This is a genomic window from Aliiruegeria lutimaris, from assembly GCF_900099935.1.
GTDB classification, from domain to species: domain Bacteria; phylum Pseudomonadota; class Alphaproteobacteria; order Rhodobacterales; family Rhodobacteraceae; genus Tropicimonas; species Tropicimonas lutimaris.
Genome location: NZ_FNEK01000024.1, coordinates 69,819 through 83,827 on the forward strand (window position 1 = coordinate 69,819; position 14,009 = coordinate 83,827).

Sequence of the window (14,009 nt, forward strand, 5' to 3'; positions counted from 1 at the left end):
GTCCTTGACCTTTCGGGCCAGGATGACGACTTCGGGCAAGTCATGACGGAGGACAGAATGGATATTCCAACGAAGATGAAGGGCCTTGCCCTTCTCGAAGACGGCTACGCCAACGCACCGGCCACGCAGGAACTGACCAATTTGGCGCCTTATGTGGAGCTGCGGGAGATGGACGTTCCGCAGCCGGGGCCCGGCCTCGCGCTGATCAAGGTTGCGCGAGCGGCGGTGAACCCGTCCGACATTGCCTTCATCAAGGGCGTCTACGGACAATCCCGCGTCAAGGATCAGGCGGCCGGTTTTGAAGGCACCGGCACCGTTGTGGCGGGCGACACGCCGCTGCTTGGCCAGCGCGTCAGCTTCTTTGCCGCCGGCTCGGGCAGTTGGGCCGAGTATTGCCTTGCGCCGATCCCGATGTTGATCCCGCTGCGCCCTGATCTGCGCGACGAGGACGCCGCCGGCCTGATCGTGAACCCGCTGACCGCCATGGCCATGTTCGATATCGCGCGCGAGGATGGCGCGGACAGTTTCGTGGTTACCGCTGCCGGCTCGCAGCTGGGCAAGTTCCTGATCGGGCTGGGCAAGGATCACGGCATCGGCGCGCTGGCCGTCATCCGCCGCGAAGCCCAGGCCGAGGCGCTGCGGGCACTGGGCGCGGCGGATGTTCTGGTGACCGAGGGTGAAGGGCTTGAAGAGCGTCTCACCGAGCTGTTCGAGGTCCACGCGCCGCGTATCCTGCTCGACGCGGTCGGGGACCAGATCTCGGCCGACCTCTTCTTTGCGATGCCGGAACGGGCGCGCTGGATCATCTATGGCCGGCTGTCGCCGACCCCGCCCACGCTCGCGCAACTGCCGCAATTCATCTTCAAGCAAAAGCAGATCGAAGGGTTCTGGCTGGCAAGCTGGCTGCGCAACACCCCGCCCGAAAAGATCGGCGCCGTCATCGCCGAGGCGCAGGCTCGTTTCGCCGAAGGCAAGTGGCACACCGACATCACCGCATCCGTGCGCCTGGACAACGCCCTGGCCGAGCTTCCGGCGGCCTATTCGCAGAAGGACTCCAAGGTCCTGATCGAGCCCTGACGACGACACGCCGCGGCCATCCGTCGGCCGCGCCGTTCCGCCATCACGTGGAAAAGCGTCGCCGGCGCCGTGAGACGGGACGTGAAAAAAGCCCCGCCGGAGTTTCGGCGGGGCTCTTTCTTTTCGGTCCCCCCGTTATCCGAAGGGTCAGGTCTGTTCGACCGGCTCAGGCCAGCCCATGTTCTTTCAGGCTGCGCACTTCCTGTGCCTTGAACTGGTTGAAGCGGGGCATGAACTTGTCCCATTCGACGGTATGGGCGTCGAATTCCGGCCCGTCGATGCAGGCATGCATCCGGACGTTCTTGCCCTCTCTCACAACCGGCACCATGCAGGCGCCGCACATACCCGTGGCATCGACCATGATCGAGTTGAGGCTGACAACCGTCGGCACGCCATAGGGCTGCGTCAGATCACTCACCGCGCGCATCATCATCGGCGGGCCGACGGAGATGACTTCGGCCAGTTTCCGGCCCTTGGACATCTTGCCGTCCTTCAGCATTTCCTCGAGCGGTCCGGTGACGAAGCCGCCGACGCCGAAGGTGCCGTCATTGGTGCAGTAGATGATGTCGAGCTGGTCGCCATACTTGGCCTTGAGCTTGCCCATCCGGTCGTCCTCGCCGGTCCAGAACAGGTGTCCGGCGGAGCGGAAGCCGATGATCATCGTGGCGTGGTTGCCCTTGGCCAGATGTGCCTTGGCGATCGGCAGGATCGCCGGCAGGCCGACGCCGCCGGCGGTGAAGACGACCGTCTCGTCCGCGCCGTAGGCATGCACCTGGCTTGGGCGGCCAAGCGGGCCGGCGATGCCCGCAAAGGCCTCGCCTTCCTGCATCAGGTTGATGAGCTTGGACGAGGTGCCGAGGCCCTGGATCACGATGTCGATCGTGCCCTTCGCGGTATCCCAGTCGGCCAGAGTCAGCGGGATCAGTTCGCCATCCTCGGAGGCGAGCACGCGGACGAACTGGCCCGCCCTGGCTGCCTTGGCCACGACCGGCGCATAGACCGACATCTCGACGATGCCATCGGCCACGTCCCGGTGCATCACGATGGACTGACGCGCCTGGCCCATGTCGGTATAGGCCTTGGCGGCCTCGACACGTTTCTTGATCTCCTCGGCACCGAAGGGAATGTCGCCCACGATCTGCCGCGCCGCCGCCTGACCGTCGCCCGCGGCGAGGATCGCCGTGGAGCCACCGCGCGCTGCGTCACCGCCGGTGTAGACATCCTTGATGGAGGTCTCCTGGCCGTCCTCGACCTCGATCGTGCCCCATTTGGAGAGCTTCAGATCCGGCTCCGCCTCGGGGATGATCGGGTTGGACTTGTTGCCGAGCGCCATGATGACCAGATCGGCCGGCATGGTGATCTGTTCGCCCGTTGCCTGCGGACGCCGACGCCCGGAGGCATCCGGCTCGCCCAGCTCGTTGATATCGACGATGGCGTGGGTGACGAAATGGGTGTGGCTGTCGCCGACGAACTCCGTCGGACCGCGCAGCTCGGCCACTTCGATCCCCTCTTCGAGCGCGTGATGCAGCTCTTCGACACGGGCCGGCATCTCCGCCTTGGTCCGGCGATAGACGATGGTCACCTTGCCGCCCAGCCGCTTGGCCGTACGCGCGGCATCCATCGCCGTGTTGCCGCCGCCGACGATCAGGACATGGCGGTCCTTCACTTCGGGTAGCGGGGTCTCGAATTCCGGCGAGCGGCCGCGCATGAGGTTCACGCGAGTCAGGAACTCGTTGGCCGACATCACGCCGTTCAGGTGCTCGCCCGGAACGTTCATGAAGGTCGGCAGGCCGGCGCCGGAGCCGACGAAGATCTTCCAGAAACCAGCTTCCTTCAGATCGTTCAGCGTGGCCGACTTGCCGACGACGAAGTTCTTGACGAACTTGCCACCGAGCAGGTCGATCTTCTGCACCACGTCGTCGATCAGCGAGTTCGGCAGCCGGAATTCCGGGATGCCGTAGCGCAGCACGCCGCCGAGCTCGTGGAAGGCTTCGAACACCGTCACCGGGTAGCCCTCGACGGCCAGCAGATAGGCGTTGATCAGCCCAGAGGGACCGGAGCCGACAATCGCCACCGGCGGCTTCTCGGCACGTTCCCAGGGCGAGATGATGCCCTTGAAACGTTCCAGACGGTCGGCATCGGCGAGCTTCTCATGCTCCGGCAGGTACCATTCCAGCTGCCCGATCTCGATCGGCCGCTTGGTGTGCTTGCACACGCCCTGGCACTGGTGTTCCTGCGGGCAGACGCGGCCCGTCACGTTGGGCAGCGGGTTGGAGCTTTCGATGAGCTGCAGGGCCTGCTTGATCTTGCCCTTGCCCAGAAGGTCGATCATCTCGGGGATGTGGATCTTGACCGGACAGCCGCCGATCTTCGTCTCGGGGCGGTTCTTGATCCGCTCCTTGAGCACCCCCAGCTCGCAGGGCTTGTCGTCACACTGCTTGTCGCGCATGACCTCCAGCCAGACGAACAGGTCCACCTCACGCAGGGAATAGCCGAGCGCGCGGTAGCCGAGATAGCCCGTGTTCACCAATTCGAAATCGGCGGACCGCTCTTCCGGCGGACGCACGTAGGGCGGGATGAAGTTCTCCGCCGGCCAGCCCTCGGACAGTCCCTTGAACATCGGGTAGCGGCCCGACAGGTGTTGGTCCAACGCGCGCACGAACTTGCGCTTGTATTTGAGCGGCAGGTCCCAGAGGAAACGCTGCAGCACGGTGGACATGTCGTCCTCCTTGAGCAGCAGGTTCCAGAGCACTCCGATGAACTTCTCGGAAATCTCGGGCTGCTGGAATTCCCAGGCCATGGCCTGGGTTCCGTCAGCGACGAAGATGTTCCTGAGCGAGCGTGGGTCCGCCATCAGGTGCTTCTTCAGGACTTCGATCTGTTGCTGGAACAGTTCGTCCTGTGTGGTTGAAGCCTCTACGTTCATTTGATGATCTCCGAGTCGCAGTTTGCGGCCACCTTGGCGACCCGCGCCCTGAGCTCGTCGGTGATCTCGATCTTCTCAAGCGCGCCGGGGATTGTACGGGCGACCGACTTGGCCTGCCCATCCACGACCATCTTGGTCAGTTCGAAAAGCTCCGGGATCTCCTGGTAGCAGGTCTTGCAGTCCGAACATTTCGCAATGTCCTCCTCCGCGATATGCGGAAGCGCGCCACCATTGCCCGCAGTTGCCGCAGGCGCGGCCGCAGGTGCCGAGCCCGCAACCGGGGCCAGAGCGCCGGTCATGCCGACGGCTGCCGGGGCACCCGACGCCGCCGCCAGGGCACTCATGCCGGTGGCAATGGAGTCCATCGATTCCTCTCTCGCCTGGACCGCTTCCTCGTAGCGCTGCTGAAGCGCGTCGATCTCGGCGTGATGCGCGGCGTCGAGCTTCTCGACCACCTGGCCGGCGAGATGCTGCAGCGTCCGCCAGGAGCGGCGACGCTCCTCGACGAGGTGCACCACCGTGTTGCCAACCTCGAGCTTGATGAGGCGTTTCTCATCATCCGTGGCGAGCACATAGGGTGCTTTGCCCACGCGTTCCGCTTTCGGAAGATTGATGAACTCCTCGATCGGCACAGCGTTCACATTGGCCGCCAGCGGACGGAACTGCTTCTTGAAGCGGGTTTCGTCGAAGGCGAAATGCGCCGGTGTCAGGGCGACCTCCTTGAGCTGGAGTTTGCCATCCTCGATGTACTCAATGGTGACCGTGGTCCAGTCCTTGTCCACCGCCGGGTTGCCTTCGAGCGAGAAGCGCTCCTCGATGGTCTCGCCTGCCTTCGGGTCATGCACGAAGAGCGGCGCGACGCGGGCCTCGACGGCCAGCTTGGCGCGCTGCGCAGCCGCGGCATCGGCGATGCCGTGCTCGGCCTGACAGGGCGTGTAGACATCGAGCAGGGCCGGGCTGGAGCTGTGCTGCAGGTAGCCCATCAGGCTCTTGAGGAAGTGCCCCGGCATCGCGGTGGCGGATTGCACCACGTAGACCTCCGGGTGGAAGGCGGCGATCATGCCGAGTTCCTTGCGGTCTTCCTGCTTGCCGTGGGAGGCCGGGCCGAAGCGGCTCAGGTCGCTGTCCTGCCCCGAGAGCGAGGCCGTGGAGGCCTGCCCGCCGGTGTTGGAATAGACGCCCGAGTTGAGCACCATCACCTTTACGGGCGTGTTGGAGGCCAGCAGCCGCGACAGCGCGCCGAAGCCGATATCGTAGGCCGCGCCGTCGCCGGAGATGTTGATCACCGTCGGCAGCAGCGCCCGTTCAGCCGGGTTGTAATCCTGCCACTCGAACTTGCGCAGGAAGGCCTCGTCGGCGGTGTCATAGGCATCGGCCAGTTCCAGCTTCGCCACCCGCATCGCCTTGAAGTCGACATTGGTCGACGCCGTGATCCCCTCGAAGATCCCCTTGGAAAGCGCCGGGCCGTCCTGGAAGAGCGAGTTCACCCAGGGGTCCTGATAGGGGTTGTAGGGGAAGGTCGAGGCATAGACCGAGGAACAGCCGGTGGCGTTCGCCACGACCATTGCCGCCGGGCCGTTGCCGGTCGGGCCGCCTTCCATCAGGAAGAGCCGCTTTTCAAGCACCTTCAACGCATCGGTGATCCGCGCCTTGCGGGCCTCATCATCGCCAACCTGCGGCAGCTTGGCCTCCAGCTCGGCAATCAGGTCCTCAAGCTCGTGGACATGGGTCTTGAGCTTGCGGTCATGGATTGCGTGGGTGGCCGAAACCACCTGCCGCAGGGCCGTCACCTCGCCGCAACCGCGACAGGCGCCATGCCCGCCGGTGGTGGCGTAATAGGTGTCGCGGTCAAGCATCATGCGCTTGATGTCCCCGCCCGGGTCAAAGGCATGTTCGATGAAGCGGGACGGCGTGTTCGGCGTTTTCGACAGGAACTCGAATTCCGCCTGGAGCTTTTGGAGCAGCGGTTCGTCCTGCTCGGCGACGCTCAGCGCGCCGGGGCCGCAAAGCTCGATACATTCCAGACAGCCGGAGCATTTCCACGGATCGACGACGACCGCGAACAGGCCGCCCGAACCGCCACGCTCCGCTTCCATCGCGTCGAAGAAGGGACGCGTGCGGGAAACCGGCAGAAGGGCCGCGCCCTCGGCCATCAGCTTGAGGTTGCGCTTGACGACCGCGCTCTCGACTTCCATCGAGTCCACCACCTCTGAGACCAGCTGGCCGAAGCCCTTGGCCTCCTTGCTGGCCAGATAGGCCGCGCGGACATTGGCGCCGATATCGCGGATATGGTCGCGCACCGTCTCGCGCTGCGCGGCAGGCATCTCGATCTCCTTGAGCGCCGTCTTCAGCAGGTCGTCGATATCGACAACCGTGGCCGGGATGGCGGCATCGGGGCAGACCATGGTGCATTCCAGGCAACCCGTGCAGAGCGACGGATCAAGCACCGGCACATCGCGCCGGAACAGGCCCTTGTCACGCGCCGCTGCGGTCCCCGAAGGCATGAACATGCCAACTCCGGGCAGAACCGGTGCCTCGCCGACGGTCCCTTCGCGGGTCGGTCGGCCAACGGTCTCCTCGAAATACTCGGCGTCGAACAGGCCGGCAGAAGAGGCATCTTGCGCGATGCGGCACATGTTGCCGGAGATCGCGGAAGAGAAATGCGGCTCGATATCGGCCTTTGCGGTCACCTCGACGAATTCCGGCGCGGTATAGTCGACCCGAACCGTCGCCGCCGCACCATCGCGGATCACCGCCATGTTGCCATCGACAACCGCCTGCCCCTTGCCGCCGAACTTCTTGGCGATCTGGGTGCGGATCTTTTCCATCACCGCCTCGTCGGAGGCGCCTTCAGTGATGCGTTCCACGTTGCCACAGATTGCGCCGATAAAGGCGATGCCCATCATCCGCGTCTCAAGTTCGGGACGCGGGGCATGTTTCTTGGCAATGGAGAACCCGTCGAGCACGAAGAAGCGGATCTTCCTGTCGACAATAAATTTGCGCATCGCGGAGGGGAGTTCCTCCCAAACCTCCAGCGGCGAGAGCTGCGATTGGAGAACGAAGGTGCCTCCCTCGACCAACCCGCGCAGCGGATTGGAATGCGCAAAGACCTTGTGGTCGGGTGAAACCACGACCTCGACATCCTCAAGATCCGCGTTGGTGATCTTCACCTGTTCGGGGCTGAGGGTGATGTAGTAATTCGTCGGTGCCCCGGATTTTTCCGAGCCATATTTCGGCGCCGCCTTGGAATGAAGCTGGAGCGCGTTGGCAAGGATATCCGTCAGCAGTTTGCCCGTGGCAATCGTGCCGTAGCCGCCAACCGAATGGAAGCGGATGCGAAGGCCATCCTCGGGCAGAAGCCGCGGGTTGGGCTTGGTTTCCAGCGCCATCAGCTCCGTTTCCGGATAGGCGGCGCGCAGCTTGTCCTGAAGGGCTGCGAGCTGCGGGCTCGGCGTCTTGGAGAAGAACTGGGAGCCGAGATAGACGAAGGGTTCGCAGCGCTCGTCCATGTTGTCATAGGCCGCGATCAGGTGGCGCGGCTGCAGGTCATGCGCGCCAAGGCCGAAGATCGCGGTGGTGAGCTTGGGCAGCTCGCTGAGCGGCTCGATGCCCGGGTAGCGTGTCCCGGCGGCGTTCTCGACCGCCTTCACCAGCGCCTGGTTGACAAGGCCGGTCAGCGCGGTGACGTCGGAACGCTCAAGGATGGTGACGGCCCGTTTTCCCTTCAGGGCGGCGACAAGCTCGGCCTCCGGAAAGGGCTGGAGCATCTTGATAGAGACGACACCCACCTTGCGGCCCTGACGGCGCAGATAGGCGGCGATGGCTTCGGCGTCGTCGGTGACAGAGCCGAGGCCCACAAGGACGGTCTCGGCATCCTCGCATTCAAAGGTCTTCACGGGCGCGTAGTGGCGGCCGGTCAGCGCGGTATATTCGTCCATCGCTTCGCGGACGAAGCGCGGCACGTCGCGGACGAAGTGGGTGCGGTGATCGACGGCGCCCGCCTGGTAGTCCGGCTGGTTCTGCACGCCGCCGGTGAGGCCGGGGTTGTGTACGTCCACCTGCGCCGGAACGCGCTGGCGGGTGCCTTTCTCAAAGGCGTTCTTCCACTGCCGGCGCCATTGCGCGTGCAGTTCCTCGGGCAGGTTGGCGAGCGTCTGATCGACCAGCGCGCCTTCGTTATCCTTCTCGACGGTGTCGGCATTGGCATCGAGGAAATCGACGAGCGCCACGTAATCGCCCTGCGCAAGATCGGCGCTGTGGCGGCCGAGATACCGCTTGAGCTGGAAAACACGGCCCTTGGCGCCGAAGAGCATCTCCTGCGCCACGGTCGGGCACGGAATGCGGCCGTTCGGATCGCCGACGAACTCCTTGAGCAGATCGTCTTCCGGCATCATGCATTCGCTCATCATGTGCGAGGTCACGAAACCGTCCATCGCGTTGGCGACGGGGATCATCGACATCGAGGAGACCTTGTAGGAGATCGCGGCGAGGTCGGCGGCTTCCTGCGGGTTGGAGCCGAACAGGATCGTGTAGCCCGACGGCAGCAGCGCATAGACGTCGTCATGCCCGGCCATCACGTTCAGCGAGTGGCGGGAGACGGAACGCGCGGCCACCTGCATGACAAAACCGCCGACTTTCTTGCCGACGGTCACATAGTGAGATTCGATCCCGTAGAGGATGCCCTGGCTCGACGAGGCGTTCGATACATACTGCCCGCCTGTCAGTGCCGCACCGAGGGCGCCGGATTGCGCCGAGTGCTCGCCTTCAGGCTCAAAGAAGAACGGGTGACGGCCCCAGATATTGACACCCCCTCCGGCCCGGAACGCTTCGTAGATTTCGGCGATCTCGGTCGAGGGCGTGATCGGATAGCCGATGACACCGCCGCAAACCTGCCCCATGACCTGCGCGATCGCGCCATTACCGTGGATGACGGCCGGTACACCGGGGAATTTCGGATCCTTCTCGAGAGTGTCTTTCATCATATCCACCACATTTCATTTGACGCATACATACAACTTTTAGGTCCGACCAAACATACCACGATTAGACACAGACATTCCGGGGACCAAGCCGGACGGACAGAGAGCTAACCGCCAGCATATCACAAAAAAGGGCCGAAACGGCCCATAGTTTCGCTGCCAACCGGCGTTGTTATCGCTACCCCGGCGCCTTTGCAAATTTCTGATAAAATTTGTAAAATTTCCTGCCCTAGACGTCAAAGGCCTGACTGTAGTGTATTCCCGCCATGCCTTCAGAGCATAGCGCCACCACAGAATTGCATAGCTAAAGAATTGCCGCAAAAACCGCAACATAGTTGCGCTGCGGTTGCATTCATTCCTGAGTCTGCTCGGCGCATGTTTCGCCCCGCAATCGCCCTTTGCGATCCGGGCCAAAGCTGCAAATCTCCGCTGCGTGAAACGTGTGGGCAAACAGGACCGATGACAGAGCAAAACACACAGTCCCGGACGGGCGCACCACGCCCCTCACCGAAACCACATCCGGGCACCCCGAGCGAGGTCTTCGCCGCCTTTCTCAAGCTCGGCCTGACCTCCTTTGGAGGCCCGATCGCACATCTGGGCTATTTCCGGGAGGAGTTCGTCAGCCGCCGCGGCTGGCTGACCGACAGGAGCTATGCCGACCTCGTGGCTTTGTGCCAGTTCCTGCCCGGCCCCGCATCGAGCCAGACGGGTTTTGCAATCGGCCTGATGCGCGCCGGCCCGCTGGGGGCGCTGGCCGCCTTCGCGGCCTTCACATTGCCCTCCGCTTTGTTGTTGCTGGTCTTTGCCCTTGGATCGGCCTCGCTCACCGGAACCGTTGGGCTTGGCCTGCTGTCGGGCCTCAAGATCGTCGCCGTGGCCATCGTTGCCCAGGCCGTCCTCGGCATGGCCCGAAGCCTCTGCCCCGACAGGCAGCGCGCGGCGATTGCGGTGCTGGCCGTGGGCCTCCTGGCCGTCCTGCCCGGCGCCATCGGTATGATTGCGGCGATCCTTGCGGGCGGGCTGGCCGGTTTGACCTTCCTTCGCCCCCATCCCGCGCAGCCCGAAGGTATGCTCACCGTGCCGGTCTCGCGCGGCTCTGCGCTTGCCTGCCTTGCCGTTTTCACCCTGCTCCTTGTCAGCCTCCCACTGCTGACGGGCCTGGGACAGGGCTGGGCATTGTTCGACGGTTTCTTCCGCTCGGGGGCGCTCGTTTTTGGCGGCGGCCATGTCGTCCTGCCACTTCTGGAGGCCGAGACCGTCGGCAACGGCTGGCTGAGCAATGACAGCTTTCTCGCCGGATATGGCGCGGCACAGGCTGTTCCGGGCCCGCTTTTCACCTTCGCCGCCTATCTCGGCGCAAGCGTCACGCCCGCCCCAAACGGCCTGATCGGCGCCTGCATCGCGCTGCTGGCGATCTTCCTGCCCGGCTTCCTGCTGTTGCTGGCCGCGCTGCCCTTCTGGGACCGTTTCCGCAACCTCGCCCGCGCACAGGCCGCGATGATGGGCACAAACGCCGCGGTGGTCGGCGTCCTAGGCGCCGCCCTCTATGCGCCCGTCTTCACCAGCGCGATCACCGACATGCGAAGCTTCGCCCCTGCGCTGCTCTGTTTCGTTCTGCTGGTCAGCTGGAAAACGCCGCCCTGGATCGTTGTGATGATTGCCGCCCTGGGCGGGGCGGCTCTCTCGCTGTTCGGCTGACAGCCGGAAACAAGCAGGGACTTGCTCCGTACCAGAACACCGCTACCCTGACGAACAGGAACGGAGACCGCAATGTTGAACCCAATTCGCCATGCCTGCCGAACGGCGCTGGCCCTGCTTGCACTCGCTCAGGCGCCCATGGCGCAAGACGCCCCTGCCCCTTTCGCCAGCTTCGCCGGCGCCAGTCCGCAAGTCCTGAACGACCCGCACGACCTTGCCTTCGGACCGGATGGACGGCTCTACGTGGCCGACAAATTCGGCAGCCGCATCGCCGTGCTCGACCCCGACACGCTCGAATTGCTGGAAACCTTCGGCGACGGGATGCTGCCAAATGTGCACGACATTTCCTTCGGACCAGACGGCAAGGCCTATATCGCCGTCACCGGTTCGAACGCCGTCGGGATATTCGACTTATCGGGCGACGCGCCCGTTAACGAAGGGCTTATTGGTCCCTTCCCCCGCACCGAAGGCGCGCTGGCCCATTCGAACGGACGCCTCTATGTCATGGCCTCGGGAACCGGCCAGTTGATGGCAGTCGAAGGAGAGACACTGCTTGCCACCGCCGGCGGCATGCCAGGCGCGCATGATGTGGCCGAGGCTCCGGATGGCACGATCTGGGTCGCCGACAACTTCAACCGCCGCCTTGTGCAATTCTCCTCCGAACTCGAACAGCTCCGAATCCTGTCCGGCCCGAAATACGGCTTCATCGGCCCGCGTTACCTCGCGGTGGACGATTTCGGCAAACTCGTCGTCGCCGACCAGGATGCCCACCGGGTGCTTCTGATAGACCCGGCCACCGACAGCCTTCTCGGCGTGATCGGCACCGGCAGCGCCGGTATCGGCCCCGGCCTGCTCGACGATCCCGAAGGCGTCGCCATACGCGGCCCCGCCTATTACTTCTCTGACAGCGACAATAACCGCGTGGTGAAATATGTCGTGGCGCTGAACTGAGCGTCGCGACAACCTTTCCCCTTATTCGAAGAAGCTGAAATGCCACTCTTGCCGTTGGAAGCTATTGGCGGGGACGGCAAAGGGGGGCGTTGCCCCCCGCGCTCTATCGAGCGCCCCCCCGGGATATTTTGAGAAAGAGGAAAGATATTTCCGTCCAGCTTCCTCTTTCTCGAAATATCTCCGCCGGAGGCACGATCCGCAGGATCGTTCCCGCGCGAACGGTCGACATGCTCGAATTTCCAGACAAAAGCGTCTCGAACCGGCCAAAAGCAAAGGGGCCGCCCAACGGCGCCCCCCGGTTCTTGTCTGCTCCGCCTCTTTGACTTAGCGGCCCATCCAGCCGCCATCGACCAGCAGGGTCGCGCCGTGGACGTAATTGGCGGCATCCGAAGCAAGGAAAACGGCCGGGCCGGCAAAGTCTTCGGGCTTGCCCCAGCGGCCAGCCGGGATGCGGCCGAGAATGGCGACGGAGCGCTCCGGGTCGTCCTGCAGCGCCTGGGTGTTATCGGTGGCGATATAGCCCGGTGCGATGGCGTTGACGTTGACACCCTTGGATGCCCATTCATTGGCGAATGCCATGGTGAGCTGGCCGATCCCGCCCTTTGACGCCGCATAGCCCGGCACTGTGATGCCGCCCTGGAAGGTCAGCAGCGAGGCGGTGAAGATGATCTTGCCCGAGCCGCGCTCGATCATCGAGCGGCCGATCTCGCGCGTCAGCACGAATTGCGCGCTGAGGTTCACCTCGATCACCTTGTCCCACCACTCGTCGGGGTGCTCGGCGGCAGGCTTGCGCATGATGGTACCGGCATTGTTGATCAGGATATCGATCTGTGGGTTCTCTTCCAGAACCTTGGCAGCGAAGGCCGTCACAGCGGCGCGGTCGCTGAAATCGCAGGAGTAGCCCTTGAAGCTGCGGCCAAGGGCCTCGACTTCCTTGCCCACTGCGGAGCCTTCAGCTTCCAGCGAGGCCGAGACGCCGATGATGTCGGCACCCGCCTGCGCGAGGCCAAGCGCCATACCTTTACCGATGCCGCGCTTGGCGCCGGTCACGAGGGCAGTCTTGCCCGTAAGGTCGAACATTTGCAGGTCAGACATTCTTTTCACCCGTTGATCTGGAGAAGCGATTTCATCGCGTTGGGGTTGGCGATCAGTTCGGCGAAGGCCTCACCGATCTTGTCGAGCGGACGGATGTCCGTGATCATCGCATCGGCGTCGATCTCGCCGGCAGCGATGGAAGCGATTGCCTTGTCGTAATCTTCCGGCTCGTAGACGCGCACGCCGATGAGTTGCAGCTCGCGCCAGAAGAAGCGGAACATGTCCACCTGCGGCTTGGTCGCGTGGATGGCCACCATGACGATACGGGCGCGCGTGGCGCCAACGGCGGTCATCAGGTCGATGCCCGGCTGGGTGCCCGACACTTCGAAGATGACGTCAGCGCCCTTGTCGCCGGTCTTGGCGAGCACCTCGGCAACTGCATCGACCTCCTTGGGGTTGATTGTCTCGAAGCCGAGCTTCCTGGCGAGTGCCAGCCGGTTCTCGTTGATTTCGGAGATCGTCACCTTGCCGCCCGCGGCCTTGGCGACCATCGCCACCAGCATCCCGATCGGGCCACCACCAATGACGAGCACGTCTTCGCCCTCGGTCACATTCGACATGCGCACGTCATGGCAGGCAACGGCGAGCGGTTCGATCAGGGAAGCATCGCGCAGCGAGACATTCTCGGGGATCGCGTGCAGCGTGTGCGCCGGCACGTTCCAGAGCTGCTGCATCGCGCCCTGGCTGTCGAGGCCGATGAATTTCAGGTTGTGGCAGATATGCTTGTGGCCGCGGTTGCAGGCCGGGCAGTCGCCGCAATGGTCGAGCGGGCGCACCACGATGCGGTCGCCTTCCTTCCAACCTTCGACACCTTCGCCGATGGCTTTCACCACGCCGGACATCTCGTGGCCGAGAATCCGGTCAAAGCCGATGCGGGCATCCATATGGCCGAGATAGGCGTGCAGGTCCGTGCCGCAAATGCCGCAGAACGCGACTTCGATCTGGACCTGTCCGGCACCCGGCGCCTCGGCCTCGATCTGTTTCACTTCGAAGGTCTTGTCCCCTCGATAGAATGCTGCCGTGATAGTCATGAGTCTCTTTCGTCCTCCTCAGGCCGCCATGTGCGTGGCGGCGTTCAGTTTGTCCCAGTCGAAGCTCACACCGGTGCCGGGCGTGTCGGGGGCAACGCCAAGGCTGTCCTCGAGCACGACGGGGCGGGTCGTGTAACGGTCGATCGGGAAAGAATGCAGCTCGACCCAGCCGCCATTGGGCTGCGCCGAAACCAGCGAGATGTGCAACTCCTGCATGCCGTGCGAGCAGACAGGTAGGCCGTGTTTGCGGGA

At 63.9% G+C, this 14,009-nt stretch carries 7 protein-coding genes and 1 pseudogene; 3 read left to right on the forward strand and 5 right to left on the reverse strand.

Annotated elements, in window-relative coordinates; translation table 11 throughout:
- Positions 1-57: 57 nt before the first annotated feature.
- Entirely contained in the window at positions 58-1,077 is a 1,020-nt protein-coding gene (locus BLR85_RS13070) for an alcohol dehydrogenase catalytic domain-containing protein (protein ID WP_093156546.1), read from the forward strand.
- A gap of 166 nt (positions 1,078-1,243) precedes the next feature.
- Here the strand turns inward: BLR85_RS13070 and BLR85_RS13075 are convergent, their stop codons facing one another.
- Both BLR85_RS13075 and BLR85_RS13080 read right to left on the reverse strand, forming a co-directional pair.
- Positions 1,244-4,003, reverse strand: a complete 2,760-nt coding sequence (locus BLR85_RS13075; protein WP_093156549.1) for a sulfide/dihydroorotate dehydrogenase-like FAD/NAD-binding protein — start codon at positions 4,001-4,003, stop codon at positions 1,244-1,246.
- Positions 4,000-8,982 (reverse strand): 2-oxoacid:acceptor oxidoreductase family protein, encoded by a 4,983-nt coding sequence (locus tag BLR85_RS13080; RefSeq protein ID WP_093156571.1) that lies wholly within the window; start codon positions 8,980-8,982, stop codon positions 4,000-4,002. The genes BLR85_RS13075 and BLR85_RS13080 overlap by 4 nt, the downstream gene beginning before the upstream one ends.
- Before the next feature lie 459 nt (positions 8,983-9,441).
- Here BLR85_RS13080 and chrA point away from each other — a divergent pair, with 459 nt between their 5' ends.
- Together chrA and BLR85_RS13090 are read left to right on the forward strand one after the other, a co-directional pair.
- On the forward strand, positions 9,442-10,680 hold the full coding sequence (chrA, locus tag BLR85_RS13085) for a chromate efflux transporter (RefSeq protein WP_093156552.1): 1,239 nt from the start codon (positions 9,442-9,444) through the stop codon (positions 10,678-10,680).
- A 72-nt stretch (positions 10,681-10,752) separates the two neighbouring features.
- On the forward strand, positions 10,753-11,631 hold the full coding sequence (locus tag BLR85_RS13090) for a Vgb family protein (RefSeq protein WP_093156555.1): 879 nt from the start codon (positions 10,753-10,755) through the stop codon (positions 11,629-11,631).
- Positions 11,632-11,955: 324 nt separating this feature from the next.
- On the opposite strand, the gene BLR85_RS13095 is transcribed toward BLR85_RS13090, so the two are convergent.
- From BLR85_RS13095 to BLR85_RS13105, 3 genes and pseudogenes are all read right to left on the reverse strand, one after another.
- On the reverse strand, positions 11,956-12,726 hold the full coding sequence (locus BLR85_RS13095) for an SDR family NAD(P)-dependent oxidoreductase (protein WP_093156558.1): 771 nt from the start codon (positions 12,724-12,726) through the stop codon (positions 11,956-11,958).
- 5 nt (positions 12,727-12,731) lie between these two features.
- Positions 12,732-13,757, reverse strand: a complete 1,026-nt coding sequence (locus BLR85_RS13100; protein ID WP_093156562.1) for a zinc-dependent alcohol dehydrogenase — start codon at positions 13,755-13,757, stop codon at positions 12,732-12,734.
- Between the two features lie 18 nt (positions 13,758-13,775).
- Positions 13,776-14,009, reverse strand: a pseudogene (locus tag BLR85_RS13105) (enolase C-terminal domain-like protein); the annotation flags it as partial.

Coding starts and splice junctions, on each gene's coding strand:
- BLR85_RS13090 (WP_093156555.1), top strand. CDS start 10,753: ATGTTGAACCCAATTCGCCATGCCTGCCGAACGGCGCTGGCCCTGCTT.
- BLR85_RS13075 (WP_093156549.1), bottom strand. CDS start 4,003: ATGAACGTAGAGGCTTCAACCACACAGGACGAACTGTTCCAGCAACAG.
- BLR85_RS13070 (WP_093156546.1), top strand. CDS start 58: ATGGATATTCCAACGAAGATGAAGGGCCTTGCCCTTCTCGAAGACGGC.
- chrA (WP_093156552.1), top strand. CDS start 9,442: ATGACAGAGCAAAACACACAGTCCCGGACGGGCGCACCACGCCCCTCA.
- BLR85_RS13100 (WP_093156562.1), bottom strand. CDS start 13,757: ATGACTATCACGGCAGCATTCTATCGAGGGGACAAGACCTTCGAAGTG.
- BLR85_RS13080 (WP_093156571.1), bottom strand. CDS start 8,982: ATGAAAGACACTCTCGAGAAGGATCCGAAATTCCCCGGTGTACCGGCC.
- BLR85_RS13095 (WP_093156558.1), bottom strand. CDS start 12,726: ATGTCTGACCTGCAAATGTTCGACCTTACGGGCAAGACTGCCCTCGTG.